Genomic DNA, 17,493 nt, shown 5'->3' on the forward strand with positions numbered 1-17,493 from the left:
GCCGTCGAATGAAGTTGACGTTATTTGACGTCCAGCAGTTCCACGTCGAAGATCAGGTCGGAATCCGGCGGGATCATGCCACCACCCGCACCGCGCTTGCCGTAGGCCAGCGCGCTCGGGATGATCAGGGTGCGCTTGCCGCCGACCTTCATGCCGGCCACGCCCTGCTCCCAACCCTTGATCACGCGGCCCGCGCCGAGCTGGAACTCGAGCGGATCACGGCCGGGGTCGCGCGAGGAATCGAACTTGCGTCCGCGCTGCTGCCGCGCCAGCGGCTTGTGGAACCAGCCGGTGTAGTTGACCACGACATTGCTGCCCAGCGTCGCTTCCTTGCCGGTGCCGACCACGCGGTCGACGATCTCGACCTGGGGCGCGGGCGCCTCGGCCACCGGCGCCGGGACCTGGTTGTCCGGCGGCGCGACCGGCGGCGTGCTCGACTGCTGCACGTCCGGCGGCGGCTGGGTGGTCGGTTTGCTGGCGTCCTGCGCGCCTTCCTGCGCCTGGACGCTTGCGGCGGCCAGCAGCAGTGCAATGAATGCGGATCGACGAATCATGTGTGCTCTTCCAAGAATAGGCAACCGGACGGTTGCAACAATCTTATGATAACAAGGCCTCTTCGGCTTGCACAGTTTGCCCTGCCGGGACAGCCTGGGCTTCCACGGCAGCCTCCGCATTGGCCGCCTCGGCCAGCCGGCGCAGCACCTGGCCGGCCGTCACCATGCCGAAGGTAGCGGTGACCACCATGCTCGAGCCGAAGCCGGCGCAGTTCAGGCCGGTGATGCTGTTCGGGTCGACATCGCAGGCATCGCCAACGTCGGGGTAACGCAGCGGTTCCATCGAGAACACGGCATCGATATGGTATTTCTGCTTCTCGCCGCGCGAGAAACCATATTGTGCGCGCAGGATCTTGCGCACTTTCTTGAGCAGCGGTTCTTGCTCGGTACGGGCCAGGTCGCGGATCTCGACCTTGGTCGGATCGATCTGGCCGCCCGCGCCGCCCACCACCACCAGCGGCATCTTGTTGGCGCTGCACCAGGCGATCAGGGCCGCCTTCGGCTTCACGCTGTCGATGGCGTCGACCACGTAATCGAAATCCTTATCGCCGATCATTGCCGGTATATTCTCGGGATCGATAAAATCCTCGACCAGCGTGACCTGGCAGAACGGATTGATCTGGGCGATGCGCTGCTTGAGCGCCTCGATCTTGGCCATGCCGACGGTCGACGACAGCGCCTGGATCTGGCGGTTGATGTTCGATTCCGCCACATTGTCGAGGTCGATCAGGGTCAGGCGGCCGACCGCGCTGCGCGCCAGCGCCTCGACCACCCACGAGCCGACGCCGCCGACGCCGATCACGCAAACGTGTGCCGAACGAAAACGTTCGAGTGCACGCTCACCGTAGAGGCGAGCGATGCCGCCAAAGCGCCGCGCGAAGTCGACTTCTTCGTCCAACGTTGCCGAAAAGAGCTGAGTGTTGATCTGGTTCATCCCAATATTGTAGCGGACACGCCTTTCGCATCTGCACTAAAATACCTCTTAGATAACCAAATAGTGATGAGCAAATATTTTGCGTGTCACCAAAATGCTACTGGAACGCCATGAGCTCCCTCCTGCACGACGCCGCCCCCGATTTCACCCAGCCGATCGCCGTGCTCAAGCACTGCCACGGACGCATCCGCAAGCAGCTCGCGACGCTGGAAAAGCTGCTGGAACACCTGCCGCGGCACGGCGCCGACGAGCAGGCGCGCCAGGCGGCGGGCGCGGTGCTGCGCTACTTCGAGAAGGCGGCCCACCTGCACCACGACGACGAGGAGCAAGACCTGATCCCGATGCTGCGCGCCACCGCGCAGGGAGAAGACGCCGCCATCCTGCAGGCGCTGGCGCCCACCATCCTGCAGGACCACAAGGATATGGATGCGCTGTGGCAAGACCTGCACGAGCAGCTGACCGCCATTGCCGAAGGCACGAGCACGGTGCTGTCTGAAAGCGCGGTGCGGCGCTTCGTGGCCAGCTATACCGCCCATATGGAGCGCGAGGAAAGCACCATGGCGCCGATGGCGATGCGCCTGTTCTCGCCGGAGCAGATGGCGCAACTGGGCCAGGCCATGCAACTGCGCCGCGGCATCGCGGCGCCGGTGGCATCGGCTGCCGCGCTGTCGCCGGCCCTGGGCCAGGCGGTGGCCGACCTGCGCAAGGACTACGGCCAGGCCAGCCTCGACGAAGCCGACGTGAGCGACGATCCGATCGCGCAATTCACGGCCTGGTTCGAGCAGGCCCTGAAGGCCGAGGTGAACGAGCCGAATGCGATGTCGCTGTCCACCGTGGCCGCCAATGGCCGCCCGAGCTCGCGCATCGTGCTGGTCAAGCAGTTCGATGCCCGCGGTTTCTCGTGGTACACGAATTACGACAGCAAGAAGGGCGCGGATTTGCGCGACAACAGCTACGCTGCATTACTGTTCTTCTGGAGCGAACTCGAACGCCAGGTACGTATCGAAGGACGTGTGGAGCGCACTGCGCCGGACGAGAGCGACCGCTATTTCCGCAGCCGTCCCCTCAAGAGCCGGCTGTCGGCGATCGCCTCGCGCCAGAGCGCGCCGATCGCCAGCCGTGCGCAGCTCGAACAGAACTACGACGTCGTGGCGCAGGGGGCCGGCGAGGATCCGGCGCGTCCCGACAACTGGGGCGGCTACCGCCTGATCCCCGACCGTATCGAATTCTGGCAAGGCCGGCGTTCGCGCTTCCATGACCGCATCGTCTATGAGCGGCAGGAAGACGGCAGCTGGACGCGCCAGCGTTTGCAACCGTAACCGGCCAGGAGCCGCGGCCGGCTACGCCTTTACATGAAGGGGTGGACCGTGTTCGATCAGATCAAGCTGTCGGCCTGGCAATCGGGCCTGCGCGGCAAGTTGCCGCAACTGTCACTGCCATTGCGCGTTGAGCTGTGGAACGGTGAACGCATCGACCTGTCGCCCGATCCGCCGCGGGTCACCATCCGCATCCCCGGCCCCGCCGCGCTGCGCTACCTGCGCTCCCCTTCCTTGTACAGCCTGGGCCGCGCCTACGTCGAAGGCGCAATCGAAGTGATGGGCCGCGCGGCCGACATCATCGCGGTCGGCAACGCGCTGGCGGCGTCCGGCGCGGCAGGCGGCTCCACAGTCGATACCAGGCGCGGCCGCCTGGCCGACGCGCTGGGCTGGCGCAGAAACCACACGCGCGAATCCGACCGCGACGCGATCCGCTACCACTACGACGTCTCCAACGAGTTCTATGCCGCCTGGCTCGATCCCGGCATGGTGTATTCCTGCGCCTACTTCGAGGGGGGCGACGAAGACCTGGCCACCGCGCAGGTCAAGAAGATCGACCACATCCTGCGCAAGATCGACCTGCGTCCCGGCCAGACCCTGCTCGATATCGGCTGCGGCTGGGGCGCGCTGGTGCTGCGCGCGGCCGAAAAATTCGGCGCACGCTGCGTGGGCATTACGCTGTCGGAGAACCAGGCCGCGCTGGCGCGCGAACGGGTCATCAAGGCCGGGCTGCAGGACCGAGTCGAGATCCGGATTCAAGACTACCGCGACGTCGACGGCCATTTCGAGCGCATCACCAGCGTCGGCATGTTCGAGCACGTCGGCGTGCAGCACCTCAAGGATTATTTCGCGCGCGTGGCCGGCCTGCTGGCCCCGGGCGGCGTGGCGATGAACCACGGGATCACCACTACCGACGCCGACAATGGCGCGACGCCCTACGGCGGCGGTCAGTTCATCGACGAGTACGTGTTCCCGCAGGGAGAGCTGGCGCACCTGGGGACCGTGGTGCGGGCGATGCAGGAAGGCGGCCTGGAAGTGCGCGACGTGGAAAACCTGCGCCGCCACTATGCGCACACCTGCGCGCTCTGGACCGACAACTTCGAGAACAATGCCGCCCACATCCGCACCCTGACCGACCCGAAACGCTTCCGCATCTGGCACGTGTACCTGGCCGGCTGCGCCTACGCCTTCGCCCACGACCGGATCAGCCTGTACCAGATCGTGTGCGGGAAGGCGGGGAGCGATGTGGGGCAGCTGCCTTGGTCGAGGAAATATATGTATACCTGACCGTCAAGCCTTCAGGCGGTCCGTAAAAGTCTTGCGGAACTTGGCCACCTTCGGCGCCACCACGAAGGCGCAATAACCCTGCAGCGGGTGCTGGGCGAAGTAGTTCTGGTGATAGTCCTCGGCCTTGTACCAGGTTTCCTGCGGCTTCACCTCGGTGACGATCGGCGCATCCCACACCAGGCCCATCTCGCCGATCACCTTGTGCGCGATCTCGGTCTGCTCGGGCGAGGTGGTGAAGATCACCGAGCGATACTGCGTGCCGACGTCGTTGCCCTGGCGGTTCAGGGTGGTCGGATCGTGGATGGTGAAGAAGATCTCGAGGATGTCGCGGTAGCCGATCACGGCAGGATCGAATTCCAGACGCACCACCTCGGCGTGGCCGGTGGTGCCGCTGCACACCGCCTCGTAGCTCGGATAGTCGACCTGGCCGCCCATATAGCCGGATTCGACGCGGGTGATGCCGCGCGCCTCGAGGTAAACCGCTTCCACGCACCAGAAGCATCCGCCGCCCAGGATGGCCACTTCGGTTGCTTTTTGCTCACTCATAGTTCACCTTGGCATTTGTAAGATTAGATATCCTTTAATGTAGCGCAAAGCGCACCGTTCTGCATTGAACTGCCTGCATAGCGGCCCGCTCGCGGCAAGGACTCCCCCGACGATGGCATAATAAGCGCCAACGTTCAGGAACCGCATGAATACACTTTCCGCCCGCGCCACGACACGCGGCTTCGATACAACACATTTCCGCCACGCCCTGTCGCAATTCGCGACCGGCGTGACCGTCATTACCACGCGCCTGGCCGACGGCAGCTTCCGTGGCCTGACCGCCAGTTCCTTCAACTCGGTCTCGCTCGATCCGCCGCTGGTCTTGTGGAGCCTGGGCGCCGGCGCCAACAGCCTGCCGATCTTCAGCGGCAACTCGCACTATGTCATCAACGTCCTGTCCGCCGGCCAGGAAGAACTGGCGCTGCGCTTCTCGCGCCGCACCGAGAACCCGTTCGAGGGCGTCGAGTACGAACTGTCGCGCACCGGCCTGCCGATCCTGAAAGGCGTGTCGGCGTGGTTCGAATGCCACAACCGCAGCCGCTATCCTGAAGGCGACCACGTCATCTTCGTCGGCGAGGTCGAGCAGTGCCAGGTCCATCCGCAGTCGGCCCTGATCTTCCACGGCGGCAAATTCGGCAGCACGGCTGGTCAAAAATAGAAATTCCTGTCGCAGTTTCAAAAGATGCGTGGGCGGCACGTTTCTATAATGGTCAGGCGCGCCTTTCAAGGCACCTACCGAACTAGAACTTAGAGACAGGATTTGCGATGACCCGTACCGACTCGTCCAAGAAAGCTTCTTTCCACTGGGATGACCCGCTGCTGCTGAACAGCCAGCTGACTGACGACGAGCGCATGGTGCGCGACGCGGCCGCCGCCTACTGCCAGGACAAGCTGCAGCCGCGCATCCTCGAGGCCTTCCGCCACGAGACCATGGACGTCTCGATCTTCCGCGAAATGGGCGAGCTGGGCCTGCTGGGTCCGACCATTCCCGAGCAGTACGGCGGCCCCGGCCTCAACTACGTCGCCTACGGCCTGATCGCGCGCGAAGTCGAGCGCGTCGACTCCGGCTACCGCTCGATGATGAGCGTGCAATCCTCGCTGGTGATGGTGCCGATCTACGAATTCGGCAATGAGGAAACGCGCCAGAAATACCTGCCGAAGCTGGCCACCGGCGAATGGATCGGCTGCTTCGGCCTGACCGAACCCAACCACGGCTCGGACCCGGCCTCGATGGTCACCCGCGCACGCAAGGTCGATGGCGGCTACAGCCTGACCGGCAGCAAGATGTGGATCACCAACTCGCCGGTTGCCGACGTGTTCGTGGTGTGGGCCAAGGACGACGAAGGCGCGATCCGCGGCTTCGTGCTCGAGAAAGGCTGGAAAGGCCTGTCCGCCCCGGCGATCCACGGCAAGTTCGGCCTGCGCGCCTCGGTCACCGGCGAGATCGTCATGGACAATGTGTTCTGCCCGGAAGAAAACGCCTTCCCGGACGTGCGCGGCCTGAAGGGCCCGTTCACCTGCCTGAACTCGGCGCGCTACGGCATCGCCTGGGGCGCACTGGGCGCGGCCGAAGACTGCTGGCACACCGCGCGCCAGTACACGATGGACCGCACCCAGTTCGGCAAACCCCTGGCGGCGAACCAGCTGGTGCAGAAGAAGCTGGCCGACATGCAGACCGAGATCACCCTCGGCCTGCAGGGGTGCCTGCGCCTGGGCCGCATGAAGGACGAAGGCACGGCGGCGGTCGAGATCACCTCGATCATGAAGCGCAACTCGTGCGGCAAGGCGCTGGACATCGCCCGCGTCGCGCGCGACATGCTGGGCGGTAACGGCATCTCGGACGAATTCGGCATCATCCGCCACATGGTCAACCTCGAGGTGGTCAACACCTATGAAGGCACGCACGACATCCACGCCCTGATCCTGGGCCGCGCCCAGACCGGCATCGCCGCGTTTTGATCACCGGGGGGCGACGCGCCGCGCGGCCTGGGCCTGCGGCGTGTCGCCCAGCGGCACCAGCACCGACCCGCGCGCCATCGCGCGCACCAGCGCCCCTTCGCCGAAGCGCAGCCCGCGCCCGCGCAGCTGCGGCAGCGAGCGCACCGGCTCGGGCGTGATCTCCACCGCGGCGCGCACCAGCAAGCGCTGCAATGGCCGCAAGGGCGCCGGCAGGATGGGCGCCTCGCCCATGATCCGCATGAAATCCGCGAGGATATCGGAGCCTTCCAGTCCTGGGGCGGTCTTCGCGAGCATCGATTCCCACTCCTTCCATGAACGCGGGGCACCAAGCGCGCCGTACAGGAACGCGGCCGCCTGCGATTCGGCGAAGGCGGCATCCTTCTGTGCATCGGATAGCGGCCGCACGTAGCGGTGATAGGCCTCGGTGAACCCGAACGAGGCGGTCGCCTGCACCCAGTCAAGCAGGCGCGGATCGTTGGCGTGGTAGGCGACGCCGTCGGGCGTGCTGCCCTTGACCCGCTCATGCATGCGCACCACGTGCGCGATCATTTTTTCGGCGGCCGAACGCGGGCCATAGACGGTCATCATCGCCGCGAAGCCGGTACGGCGCAGGCGCGTGCCCGGGTCGCGCTGAAAGCTGCTGTGGTCCCACACGCCGGAGCGCACCGACGGTTCGGCCAGTTCGAGCAGCACCGCCGTCACCCCGCCCACGAACAGGGCGACCGGGTTGGCGAAGATCTGCCAGGAGATGCCGTCGTGCGGCGCCAGCGCCGGCTCGCCGGCCGGCTGGCTGAAGTCGAACGCCATGCCGGCAGGCGGCTGCATCAATTCCCGAACTGCGCCCAACATCGTCCTTCTCCCCATAAAATGTGGCCCGTCATCAAGACGTCACAGCATATTCATATCATCCCTTCAATTTTTCTGTCTCACAATTCATTGAAGGGTTCGACCAATGCATTACGCCAGTCCACTACGCCGCCTTCCGCTCGCCATCGCCATCGGCGCCGTCCTCGCCCTGAGCGCCTGCGGCGGTTCCGATCACCATGACGATGCCGACGTCGTCGTCGTCCTCCCGCCGGCGCCGGCCGACCAGGGCGCGGCCGATACCGCGCCGGTCCCGGCCGTCACGGCCTTCGTGGACAGCGCCGCCACCAACCAGCGCGGCGACGCCCGCTATGCCACCCTGGCCACGAATGCCGGCGTGCGCGTGCTGGGAGGCATGCTCGACATCTGGAAGCCGCTCACAGAGATCGTCGACGCCGGCCAGACCGCCCCTGCGGCCGACGGCTTCCCCGCCGTCGTCGCCTCCAGCTGGACCGGCTTGCCGAACGACGGCACGCCAGGGGGCACGATCCTCAATGCGCAAGTCCACAACGCCAACATCGATTACGTGGTCAAGGCCACCGCCAGCCGCACGCCCGAGCAGACGCTGCTGGCCTACCTGGACGACCGCCGCGGCAAGGGCTACAGCACCGCGAGCGGCATGGGTCCGCTGACCACTGCCTGGCGCAGCGCGTCGCGCCAGACCACCACCATCAACGACATGCCGCAGGACGCCGTCAGCGTCAAGTACGAAGACGGCGGCAACAACAACGGCGTCGGCGGCGACGCCAATCCCGAGTTCGGCAAGGTGATCGACCTGGTCAACGCGATGGGCGCCAACGGCTCGACCGAGCCGGCCAAGCGCTTCTACAAATACGCGCGCCCCTACCGCTGGAGCAGCGCGGTGCAGGTGGTGCCGCAGCTGGAACCAGCCAAGAGTTCCACGCCGGGCACCGACGGCGGCTTCACCAGCGGCCACTCGGCCGAGGCGACCCGCAACGCCGTCGCCATGGCCTACGTGGTGCCGGAACGCTTCCAGGAACTGGTCGGCCGCGGCCTGGAACTGGGAGAAAGCCGCATCCTGGCCGGCATGCACTCGCCGCTGGACGTGATCAGCGGCCGCGTGCAGGCACAAGCCGTCGCCGCCGCCAACCTGATCGCCGCCGGCGCCACCACCCGCGCCGCCGCCCGCGCCCAGGCCCAGTCCACGCTGATGAAGCTGACCGACACCACGGCCACCACCTTCGCTACTTATGCCACCTCGGGTACGCCGGCCAACGACCGCTTCGCCGACTATGCGACCAGCAAAGCCAATTACCTGCGCCGCATGACTTATGGCCTGCCGCAGATCGGCTCGACCACCGCGCCGGCCGTCGTGCCGAAAGGCGCCGAGGTGATGCTGGAAACCCGCCTGCCCTACCTGAGCGAGGCGCAGCGCCGCGTGGTGCTCAAGACGACCGCGATCCCTTCGGGCTATCCGGTGCTGGACGATCCTGAAGGCTGGGGCCGCCTTAATCTGTTTGCCGCCGGCGACGGCTACGCCGCCTTCACCGGCAACGTGGTGGTGAACATGGACGCGAGCAAGGGCGGCTTCAACGCCGTCGACCGCTGGCGCAACGACATTTCGGGCAGCGGCAAGCTGGTCAAGCAAGGCAGCGGCGCCCTGAAGCTGGGCGGCAAGAACAGCTGGACCGGCGGCGCCCAGGTCGAAGGCGGCACGCTCGAAGCCCTGTCGATGACGGCCTTCGGCACCGGCGATGTATACGTCGCCAGTGGCGCCACGGTGGTGAACAATACGGCGGGCACGCTGGCCCTGGCCAAGCAGTACACCCAGCTCAAGGGCGCCACGCTGGAAATGCGCGTCGGCGCGGTGACCCACGGCCACCTGAGCGTCAGCGGCGCGGTGGCGATCGGCGGCGGCACGCTGCGCATCGTGTTCCAGAACGGCTACAAGCCGGCAGCTGGCGCGACGCTCAAAGTCATCACGGCGGGCAGCCTGAAAGGCAAGTTCGAGACCATTACCGTCGAGGGCTACACGGTCACCCCGACCTATACCGCGACCGGGCTGGAACTGCGCCTGGGCGCATGATGAGATGAGCGCATGACGCCGATGTAGAAAGGGCCGGGAGCGATCCCGGCCCTTTTCAGTCTGGCTTATTCGTCGAAGTCTTCGGCCAGGTTCTTCCAGCCGCGGCTCTTGGCGAAGGCCGCGAATTCCTCGGGCGCTTCGAGCACGATCAGGCGGCTCTCCTGCAGCCCCGGATCGCTGTGGCCGAAGTCGGGCCCCTTGTAGCCGACCGCGCGCAGGCGGTCGACGAGCTGGCGCACCAGGACCGTGTCCTTGTAGGCGCCCGGTTCGAGCTTGGCCGCGAACTTCACGTACACGTCAATAATCCCGTAGCCCTCGTCGAAGATGGTGATGTTCTTCACGTCGAGGGTACGGCCTTGCCCATCCTTGGCCTGGAAGGCGCCGGACAGTTCAATATCGGAATCGGTAGTCATGGCGCCAGCATATCACCGGCGCGCACGGCGCGGCGTCAGTGATCGTAGCTGAGCACGCGCAGCAGCCTCCAGGCGCCGTCCTCGCGCGCCCACACCATCGAGAAGCGATAGACGCTGCAGCCTTCGGGCTCGCTGGCCGACGGCTTGTTGCAGAAGCGGTGCTTGCCGATGTGCATGGCGTGATCCGGCCCGGACGGGAAGACCTCCACGGTCTCCGGCATGACCTCGCGCCGGACCCGGTTCGGCGCCTTGAACATCTTCTCGAAGGCGGCGATGTTGTCGTCGTAGCCGGTGAGGCCGCTGCGGTCGTGGTAGAACTCGAGACGCCGGCTGAAACCTTCCTTCATCGGGCCGATGTCGCGCGCATTGATGCCGCCGAACAGGCGCGCGTCGGCGGCCGTGACCTCCGCCGCCAGGCGCGCCCGGTCCTGGCCGTCATCGGCGCCCCAGGCCATGGCGCTTGCCGCCATCAGGCATGCCGCCAGCAATCCCTTGTCCATGCTTCGCTCCTCGTGATCGAATGCACGGCACTATGCCAGCGCTGCCGGCGGCTTGCTCATGCAATCGGACGAAACGACGAGGCGCCGGGTCGAATGGCGGCGTGGCGGTATGAACGGATGGGCGCCTAGACTTCCCACTGCAGCTTGAAGGTCAACGACCTGCTGCGCTCATCCACCAGCGGCAGCTTGTCGTCGACGATGCCGAACGACACCGTCCGCCCCACCCGCCACTGGTAGCGATACAGCAGCGAACGGTGGATCTGGCGGTCGTTCCATGCCTCCAGCTGGGTCACGCCGTCGTCGCGCCGCGCGGCCCAGGTGTTCTGGGCCAGCAGGCGCAGCGAATCGCGCGAGCTGAAATGCAGCATCGCCAGCCAGCGCCAGGCGGTGTCGGAAAACGCGGGCTGGCCCAGCGTGCCCTGCACCCAGGCCCGGTTCACGTGGTGGTCCAGTTCGAGCGACCAGCCGCGCCGCAAGGGAAAGCGCAGCCCCACGTCCAGGATCACGTTCCCGCCCGGTCCCACGCGGTCGGCATCGACGTCGAGCTGGCGCCCCAGCGCGACCTCCGCCGCGATCTTCGAGATCCACGGCGCCGGCGTGGTCTCGACGCCGAAGTTGACGACCCGGGTATCGTGCAGGCGCCCGCCCGGCCCGGCGCGCTGGCGGTCGAATCCCAGTTCGAACCACAGGCCGGTCTGCAGCGGCGCCGCCATCCACACGCCGGGACGGAGCTTCCTCTCGACCGTCTCGCCGCCACGCTGGCCGCTGACGTCGTCGGCCAGCGTGCGCATCTCGTGCACGATCAGATAGGTCTCGAATTCGTACAGTTCCAATGAGCCCAGGGATTGCGGACCCAGGATGCGGTTCATCGATCCCGTGATGCGGGCGATGCCGGCCTGCGGCACGAAGCCGTTGTCGTTCACGAAGCCCGGCGCGATCGCCTCCACCTCGGCCTCGTGCCACCAGCGTGCGGTCTTGTGCAGGTACTTGCCCCACAGGTAGCCGCCGGAGCGTCCATCCACCTGCGCCGGCAAGTCATCCTCCGTGAAGCCGGCGGTCGTGCGCGAGGCCATCACCACGCCGGACAGCTGGTGCTGGACGCCGCCGTCGGTCTCGCCGCGCCATTGCGCATCGAGGCCCAGCACCTCGTTGCTGCCGAAGCGGTGGTAGTCGCGCTGCGAGGCGAAGGCGCCCAGCAGCAGGCCGTCCTGGTGCCAGCGCGCACGCGCCAGGCTGGCCATCGTGCGCCGGGTCTGCGCATATTCCAGCGTTTCATAGGGACGCCCGCGCAGCACCAGGCCGCCCGGCTCGTCGCGCAGACTCATCGCGGTGGCGTCCATGTGCGCGCCGCGCCAGGTCGCGCGCAAGCCGTATTCGGGATCGTTCACGGTGCGCGAATAGAAGCTTGGTAACGGCAGGCCCAGCACGTCGGCGCTCTCCAGGAAGAAGCCGCGCTTCTCGGGCAGGCTGAGCGCCACGTTGCTGGCGCCCTGCGACACCGGCTCGTCGATCTCGACCTGCGAGAAATCCGGGTTGATGGTGGCGTTGAACACCCAGTCGGCGCGCGGGCGCGCATTGATTTCCAGGCCCAGCTCGGCCTGCGAGCCGCGCATCCGCTGGCCAGGCGTCGCCGCGCGCTCGCTGCGCACCGTCAGCTCGGGACGCAGCTCGACGAAGCCGCGGTCGCGCACCGCTTCCACGGTGGAGTCCATGCCCGCGATCTCCTGCAGGAAGCTCAGGTGGCTCAGTGCGTCGATCCGGAACGGCGCCGTCACCAGCAAGGCTCCTTGCGCGTGCGGGACGCTGCGCTCGACCATCATGCGCCAGTTGCGTCCGTCCGCATACGGGAAACGCAGGTTCGACAGCGGCCAGCGCACTTCCATGCTGTAGCCGTCGGGCAGGATCTTGACGGCGGTCTCGACCGGGAAGTCCGGACCCAGGTCGGATTCGTCGTCGTCGGCGCGGTGCATGCCGTCGCTGACCACGCCCAGGGTATTGATGCGCACGAACTGGGCCGAGCGGCCATGGCCGGCCGGGTCGATCCAGATACCGATGAAGTCCTGGTCGGGGCCGACCTTGTCGCGTCGCGCCAGCTGGCCGCGGCGCCGCTCGGGCGCCGGATCCCAGGCGCGGATGCCGAACACCAGCGCGCCATCGTCGACCAGCAACTGCACCGTGGTGCGCAAGCTCCCTGGGGCGGGTTGCCCGTCGCGCGGCAAATGCTTGTGGAAATCGTCGTACAAGGGCGCGCGCTGCCAGACCGCCTCGTCGAGCACGCCGTCGATGGCCGGCGCCTCGGGCGCGCCGATGCGCAGCGCGCGCAAGCCGTCGCGGTCGCCGGAAGCATGCGCGGCGCCGGCGCCAAGGAAGGCGGCAAACAGGACAACAAGTCGGCGCAGGGTCACGTCAAAGGGATCGCTCGGGATGGGGGCCGGGCAGTCTAGCATGCAGGTTGTTAAAAAGAAAATACAGCCGGCATTCCATGCATCTTGGGTTGCGAGTGTGAAAGTGATTGTTGAACATGTCACATTCCGTGGTATGGCGTTCTCATTTGACAATCTTTAGCGCTATCAGCCTCAGGTCCACTCTGTGTGCATGGATATTTACGCTACCATCGATGCACGACGCATGAAGATCGTGCCAGTCTCTACTTCTTGAGCGTGAGAACAAATGAGTGCGCAGATGAGTACGACGCAGCCCATGCTTGACCCGTCCCTGCCCGAACAATCGGGCGCCCTGTCGCTCGACCTGCTGCTGAGTAATTTGCCGGGCGCAGTCTTCCGCTGTCATAACGACCGCGACTGGACCATCGAATTCATCAGCGAGGGTGTCGAAAAGCTGACCGGCTACTCGCCGGCCGCCTTCACCGCGCGGCCCGGCCTGCCATTCGGCTCCATCATTCTTCCCGAAGACCGCGTCCTGGTGGACGGTGCGGTCGCCCTGGCGCTGGCCCAGGGCCGCGCCTACCAGGTGACCTACCGGATCCGCACCGCGAGCGGCGACGTACGCTGGATCTGCGAACAGGGCTCGCTCAACCTGTCGGGCGGCGCGCCCGGCATGCTGGAAGGCTTCATGTCCGACTTCACGCGCCTGAAGAAGGCCGACCTCAAGATGCAGGAACAAGCCTCGTTCCTGCAACGGGCGCGGGACGCGATCATCGCGATGGACATGCATTCCGTCATCAGCTACTGGAACCACGGCGCCGAGCGCCTGTATGGCTGGAGCGCGCAAGAGGCGGTGGGCAAGCGCTTCTGCGACCTGCTGTGCGACAAGCCCGCGCTGTACGAGGCCGCCTTCAGGCAGACGCTCGAGTCGGGCGAGTGGGCGGGCGAGCTGGCCCATATCCGGCGCGACGGCACGACGATCGACACCGATACCAGCTGGACCCTGCTGGGCCCGGACGACACCCTTGGCGCCTGCCAGAAGATCCTGGTGATCGGCACCGACATCAGCGAACGCAAGATCAACGAGGCCAGGATCTTCCACCTGGCCTTCTTCGACCACCTGACCGACCTGCCCAACCGCGCCAACCTGCTCGACCACCTGCGCCGCGCCCTGCTCACGAGCACGCGCACGCGCAAATGGGGGGCGCTGATGTTCTGCGACCTCGACAACTTCAAATTCCTCAACGACAGCCAGGGCCACGCCGCCGGCGACCAGCTGCTGCAAGCGGTGGCGCGCCGTCTTGAGCACTGCGTGCGCGAGGCCGACATGGTGGCGCGCCTGGGGGGCGACGAGTTCGTGGTGCTGATCCAGCCGGTGGAGGACGCGCGCGAACTGGCCGCGAACCAGGCCGAAATCGTCGCCGCCAAGGTCGTGGCGGCCCTGGCCACGCCGTTCCAGCTGGGCGACCTGAATTACTCGGTGTCGGTCAGCATCGGCGTGGTCACGCTGTGCGGCGTCCACGACACGGTGGAATCGACCTTGCGCCAGGCCGACGCCGCGATGTACCAGGCCAAGGCCGCGGGCCGCAACACCTTCCGCTTCCACGATCCGGCAGTGCAAGCCGCCTGGTCGGCGCGCGCCGAGCTCGAAGGCAGCCTGCGGCGCGCGCTGCAGCATGACGAGTTCATGCTGCACTACCAGCCCCAGCTCGACCGCTCGGGCCGGGTGCTCGGAGCCGAGGCGCTGCTGCGCTGGCGCCTGCCCAATGGCCGGGTGCTCTATCCGGCCGAGTTCATCCGCGCCGCCGAGGAGAGCGGGATCATCGTCGAGATCGGCAAATGGGTGCTGCGCACCGCCTGCGCCGAGCTGGCGCGCTGGCAGCGCTCGCCCGAGACGGCCGGCCTGACGCTGTCGGTCAACGTCAGTGCGCGCCAGTTCAACCAGCCGGATTTCGTGCCCATGCTGCAGGCGATCTTCGTGCACAGCGGGGTGCAGCCATCCAGCCTGAAACTCGAGCTGACCGAAAGCCTGGTCATCACCGACTTCGTCCAGACCGCGCACACCATGGCCACGCTCAAGCGGCGCGGCCTGAGTTTTTCGCTGGACGACTTCGGCACCGGATATTCATCGCTGGCCTACCTGCGCAAGCTGCCGCTCGACCAGCTCAAGATCGACCACTCCTTCATGCGCGACGTGCTGACCGACCAGAACGACGCCTCGATCGTGCGCTCCATCATCGCGCTGGGCGACAGCCTTGGATTGCAGGTGATTGCCGAAGGGGTCGAGACGCCGGGGCAGCGGCAGTTCCTGTCGGATGCCGGCTGCTATCTCTACCAGGGGTTTCTCTACCAGAGCGCGCTCAGCGCCGAGCACTTCACGCAGTACGCGCGTGGGGTGCATTGAACTTGCACCACAGACGTAAAAACGTCGTCCCCGCGAAGGCGGGGACGACGTGTTGAAGCTAACGAAGAACGCTTAGAACTTCGCTTAGAACTTGTCACCCACCGCCAGCACGATCGCCACCGGATCCAGTTTCATGAACTGGGTCTGGCCGGTCGAGAAGTGCACGTCGGTGCGCAGGCGGGTCTTGATGACGGTGGCGTCGGCGAACCAGCGCTCGTCGAAGTTCATCGCCACGCCGACTTGCGCGCTATAGGTCAGCTTGTTGTCGATCTTGAAGGTGGTCGGCACGTCGCTGCCCGGATTGGTGATCGCGGTCATCTTGCCCGAACCGCGTTCCTTCATGAAGTAGGCATAGGTCGGGCCGACGCCGATGAAGGGACGGAAGCTTGATGTCGGCGCGCCGAAGCGGTATTGCACGAAGGCGGTCGGCGGCAGCGCCTCGACCTCGCCCAGCTTGCCGGTGCCCGCGATCGCGCCGGCGCCGTAGATGCTGTGCTTGTACGGCGTCCCGAGCGCGCCTTCGACCGAGATATTGTCGGTCAGGCTGTACGACAGGATCAGCACCGGCTGCATGTCGTTGCCGACGTCGGCCTTGGTGCCCGGCAGCGCCGGTGCGGTGATGTCGCCGCTCTCGACCTTCGGCATCAAGCGGTTGAAACCGATCTTGGCCGTGATCTGGCCGGCCGATTGCGCGTATGCGCCGGACGCGAATGCCAGCCCGGCAGCCACACCCAGCACCTTGATCATGCTGTTGAAACGAACTTTCATGCTATCTCCTGATATGTGTGTGAGGGCCCGCCGCCAGGGCAGGCCCGCCGCTGCTTACAGCCAGCCCTTGATTGCCATGTCCTTGAAGACGTAGCGGGCGATGAGGTCGTTCTCGAACGGGGTCGGGTGGATCCCGTCGGCGAACATGTAGCGGCTCACATCACCTGCGACCGTGTTGTTCGCGGTGCAGATCAGCGAGGTCGTGCCCAGTGCATTTTCGGCGCAGGCCGGGGCGCTGGTGTTGGTCAGGCCGTATGGGCCGGGGTTCTTCACCTGGTCGTTGCTGACGGTGTACAGGTCGGTGTACAGCACGCGCGCATCGTCGGCGCCCAGGCCGGCTTTCAGCTGGGTATTGAAGGCGTTGACCATGGCGGTCACCAGTTGCTGAATCGCGACGGGACGCGACTTGGCGGTCGGGGTGCTGGCGACGTCCGGCAGGTTGGCGACGATGACGTACTTGGCGCCCTTGGCCAGCAGTTCGTTCTTGACCAGGCCAGCCATCTGGGCGCCGGCGGTGCCGAGCGCGGTGACCATGGCGGTCGCGTTGGCGGTGGCGTAGGCGCCGGCCGCGGTATTGCCGGCAGCGGTGCCGTCGGCCTGGGCGGCGGCCACGATCGGGCCATACACGGCCGGCTGTGCGACCGCCTGGTTACCCGGCTGCATCGCGGCGGCGCGCACCGCTGCCTGCACCACGGTCTGGTCGGTCTTGCCCGGACGTGCATTCTCGGTGGCGATCGCCACGCCGATGGCTTGCGCCGCGGCTTGCGGGTTGGTCGCGCCGGCCGCGAGGCGGGTGGCCAGGGCGGTGGCGAAGGCTTGTGCGCCGGCGGCGGTGCCGGCATTGGTCACGGCGGCCAGCTGCATCAGCACGTCGTTACCGCCCGACAGCACAGTCACCAGTTCGGTGCCGGTGAACTTGTTGCCGGTCTTGGCCAAGTGATTCGCGATCTGGGTGACCATCGGGGTGGTCATTTCGCCGATCGGCGAGCCGGTGGCGGCATTGCCCGGGCCGATCGGGTTGATCACGCGCGAACCGCCTTGCGCATAGTTGAAGCAATTCGGGTGGTTCACGATCGGCACGTTGAAGCCGAGCGAGGCATCGCCCTGCAGGCCGGTCTGGGCGGCGCACGGGGCCGGCAGCTTGAGCTGGGCGGCCATGAAGTCGAGCCAGATCTTGCCAGTCAGGTCAACGTTCTTGGCAGTGCTGTCGCCATTGATGGTGAACTTGCCGCCGCCGGCCGCCGCAACGGCGCCGACACGGTAGGTGCCCACGTCCGACAGGCTGTCGCCGAACGACACCATATTGGTGAAGGTGAGCTTGGTGGTCTGGTCGCCGCCGGCCGGGCTGGTGCCGCCGCCGCATGCGGTCAGGAGCGCGGCCGTCAGAGCGGCCAGCGCGAATTTGGTGTGACGCATTGTGTCTCCTGGATAGAAATTATTTTGAAACGAACGCCCGTGCTATTCGTATCGTGATAACTATGCCAGCGTTGAAACCGCTTGTATAGCAAATTCCATTG

15 protein-coding genes are annotated in these 17,493 nt (G+C 66.2%); 6 read left to right on the top strand and 9 right to left on the bottom strand.

The features are described from left to right. Nucleotides 1-20 precede the first annotated feature (20 nt). Nucleotides 21-554, bottom strand: coding sequence for an FKBP-type peptidyl-prolyl cis-trans isomerase (locus tag J3U95_RS10950; protein ID WP_208278633.1), 534 nt, complete (start codon nucleotides 552-554; stop codon nucleotides 21-23). Between the two features lie 43 nt (nucleotides 555-597). Further along, nucleotides 598-1,488 carry a tRNA cyclic N6-threonylcarbamoyladenosine(37) synthase TcdA gene (tcdA, locus tag J3U95_RS10955; protein ID WP_208278634.1) on the bottom strand — a complete coding sequence of 297 codons (891 nt, stop codon included), beginning with the start codon at nucleotides 1,486-1,488 and terminating at the stop codon, nucleotides 598-600. Nucleotides 1,489-1,598: 110 nt separating this feature from the next. On the opposite strand from tcdA, the gene pdxH reads away from it, so the two are divergent. Both pdxH and J3U95_RS10965 read left to right on the top strand, forming a co-directional pair. Next, nucleotides 1,599-2,807 (top strand): pyridoxamine 5'-phosphate oxidase, encoded by a 1,209-nt coding sequence (pdxH, locus tag J3U95_RS10960; protein ID WP_208278635.1) that lies wholly within the window; start codon nucleotides 1,599-1,601, stop codon nucleotides 2,805-2,807. Nucleotides 2,808-2,855: 48 nt separating this feature from the next. Continuing rightward, on the top strand, nucleotides 2,856-4,091 hold the full coding sequence (locus tag J3U95_RS10965) for a class I SAM-dependent methyltransferase (protein WP_208278636.1): 1,236 nt from the start codon (nucleotides 2,856-2,858) through the stop codon (nucleotides 4,089-4,091). Between the two features lie 3 nt (nucleotides 4,092-4,094). On the opposite strand, the gene msrA is transcribed toward J3U95_RS10965, so the two are convergent. Next, entirely contained in the window at nucleotides 4,095-4,637 is a 543-nt protein-coding gene (gene msrA, locus J3U95_RS10970) for a peptide-methionine (S)-S-oxide reductase MsrA (protein WP_208278637.1), read from the bottom strand. Between the two features lie 145 nt (nucleotides 4,638-4,782). On the opposite strand from msrA, the gene J3U95_RS10975 reads away from it, so the two are divergent. Both J3U95_RS10975 and J3U95_RS10980 read left to right on the top strand, forming a co-directional pair. After that, nucleotides 4,783-5,295 carry a flavin reductase family protein gene (locus J3U95_RS10975; protein WP_208278638.1) on the top strand — a complete coding sequence of 171 codons (513 nt, stop codon included), beginning with the start codon at nucleotides 4,783-4,785 and terminating at the stop codon, nucleotides 5,293-5,295. Nucleotides 5,296-5,402: 107 nt separating this feature from the next. Further along, on the top strand, nucleotides 5,403-6,596 hold the full coding sequence (locus J3U95_RS10980; protein ID WP_208278639.1) for an acyl-CoA dehydrogenase: 1,194 nt from the start codon (nucleotides 5,403-5,405) through the stop codon (nucleotides 6,594-6,596). Here J3U95_RS10980 and J3U95_RS10985 read toward each other — a convergent pair whose 3' ends face one another. Then, nucleotides 6,597-7,445: an oxygenase MpaB family protein gene (locus tag J3U95_RS10985; protein ID WP_208278640.1), complete on the bottom strand. Its 849-nt coding sequence runs from the start codon at nucleotides 7,443-7,445 to the stop codon at nucleotides 6,597-6,599. It lies immediately after the preceding gene. Nucleotides 7,446-7,548: 103 nt separating this feature from the next. Between J3U95_RS10985 and J3U95_RS10990 the strand changes: the two genes are divergently transcribed. Next, on the top strand, nucleotides 7,549-9,507 hold the full coding sequence (locus J3U95_RS10990) for a phosphatase PAP2 family protein (RefSeq protein WP_208278641.1): 1,959 nt from the start codon (nucleotides 7,549-7,551) through the stop codon (nucleotides 9,505-9,507). Between the two features lie 65 nt (nucleotides 9,508-9,572). On the opposite strand, the gene J3U95_RS10995 is transcribed toward J3U95_RS10990, so the two are convergent. From J3U95_RS10995 to J3U95_RS11005, 3 genes are all read right to left on the bottom strand, one after another. Beyond that, entirely contained in the window at nucleotides 9,573-9,920 is a 348-nt protein-coding gene (locus J3U95_RS10995; protein WP_123069214.1) for a hypothetical protein, read from the bottom strand. 35 nt (nucleotides 9,921-9,955) lie between these two features. Then, nucleotides 9,956-10,420 (bottom strand): nuclear transport factor 2 family protein, encoded by a 465-nt coding sequence (locus tag J3U95_RS11000; protein ID WP_208278642.1) that lies wholly within the window; start codon nucleotides 10,418-10,420, stop codon nucleotides 9,956-9,958. Nucleotides 10,421-10,545: 125 nt separating this feature from the next. Further along, nucleotides 10,546-12,867, bottom strand: coding sequence for a carbohydrate binding family 9 domain-containing protein (locus tag J3U95_RS11005; protein ID WP_229519765.1), 2,322 nt, complete (start codon nucleotides 12,865-12,867; stop codon nucleotides 10,546-10,548). 253 nt (nucleotides 12,868-13,120) lie between these two features. Here J3U95_RS11005 and J3U95_RS11010 point away from each other — a divergent pair, with 253 nt between their 5' ends. After that, on the top strand, nucleotides 13,121-15,208 hold the full coding sequence (locus tag J3U95_RS11010) for a putative bifunctional diguanylate cyclase/phosphodiesterase (protein WP_229519766.1): 2,088 nt from the start codon (nucleotides 13,121-13,123) through the stop codon (nucleotides 15,206-15,208). A gap of 84 nt (nucleotides 15,209-15,292) precedes the next feature. Here J3U95_RS11010 and J3U95_RS11015 read toward each other — a convergent pair whose 3' ends face one another. Further along, nucleotides 15,293-15,976 carry an OmpW/AlkL family protein gene (locus J3U95_RS11015; RefSeq protein ID WP_208278644.1) on the bottom strand — a complete coding sequence of 228 codons (684 nt, stop codon included), beginning with the start codon at nucleotides 15,974-15,976 and terminating at the stop codon, nucleotides 15,293-15,295. Between the two features lie 54 nt (nucleotides 15,977-16,030). After that, a complete protein-coding gene (locus tag J3U95_RS11020; protein WP_208278645.1) occupies nucleotides 16,031-17,392 on the bottom strand; it encodes an SGNH/GDSL hydrolase family protein in 1,362 nt (453 codons plus the stop codon). Nucleotides 17,393-17,493 lie beyond the last annotated feature (101 nt).

Source organism: Massilia oculi (assembly GCF_017582745.1).
Taxonomy (GTDB): domain Bacteria; phylum Pseudomonadota; class Gammaproteobacteria; order Burkholderiales; family Burkholderiaceae_D; genus Telluria; species Telluria oculi_A.

What these genes read in the sequence shown, in the direction of transcription:
- J3U95_RS10950 (WP_208278633.1), bottom strand. Translation starts at nt 554, where the DNA reads ATGATTCGTCGATCCGCATTCATTGCACTGCTGCTGGCCGCCGCAAGC.
- tcdA (WP_208278634.1), bottom strand. Translation starts at nt 1,488, where the DNA reads ATGAACCAGATCAACACTCAGCTCTTTTCGGCAACGTTGGACGAAGAA.
- pdxH (WP_208278635.1), top strand. Translation starts at nt 1,599, where the DNA reads ATGAGCTCCCTCCTGCACGACGCCGCCCCCGATTTCACCCAGCCGATC.
- msrA (WP_208278637.1), bottom strand. Translation starts at nt 4,637, where the DNA reads ATGAGTGAGCAAAAAGCAACCGAAGTGGCCATCCTGGGCGGCGGATGC.
- J3U95_RS10975 (WP_208278638.1), top strand. Translation starts at nt 4,783, where the DNA reads ATGAATACACTTTCCGCCCGCGCCACGACACGCGGCTTCGATACAACA.
- J3U95_RS10980 (WP_208278639.1), top strand. Translation starts at nt 5,403, where the DNA reads ATGACCCGTACCGACTCGTCCAAGAAAGCTTCTTTCCACTGGGATGAC.
- J3U95_RS10985 (WP_208278640.1), bottom strand. Translation starts at nt 7,445, where the DNA reads ATGTTGGGCGCAGTTCGGGAATTGATGCAGCCGCCTGCCGGCATGGCG.
- J3U95_RS10990 (WP_208278641.1), top strand. Translation starts at nt 7,549, where the DNA reads ATGCATTACGCCAGTCCACTACGCCGCCTTCCGCTCGCCATCGCCATC.
- J3U95_RS10995 (WP_123069214.1), bottom strand. Translation starts at nt 9,920, where the DNA reads ATGACTACCGATTCCGATATTGAACTGTCCGGCGCCTTCCAGGCCAAG.
- J3U95_RS11000 (WP_208278642.1), bottom strand. Translation starts at nt 10,420, where the DNA reads ATGGACAAGGGATTGCTGGCGGCATGCCTGATGGCGGCAAGCGCCATG.
- J3U95_RS11005 (WP_229519765.1), bottom strand. Translation starts at nt 12,867, where the DNA reads ATGCTAGACTGCCCGGCCCCCATCCCGAGCGATCCCTTTGACGTGACC.
- J3U95_RS11010 (WP_229519766.1), top strand. Translation starts at nt 13,121, where the DNA reads ATGCTTGACCCGTCCCTGCCCGAACAATCGGGCGCCCTGTCGCTCGAC.
- J3U95_RS11015 (WP_208278644.1), bottom strand. Translation starts at nt 15,976, where the DNA reads ATGAAAGTTCGTTTCAACAGCATGATCAAGGTGCTGGGTGTGGCTGCC.
- J3U95_RS11020 (WP_208278645.1), bottom strand. Translation starts at nt 17,392, where the DNA reads ATGCGTCACACCAAATTCGCGCTGGCCGCTCTGACGGCCGCGCTCCTG.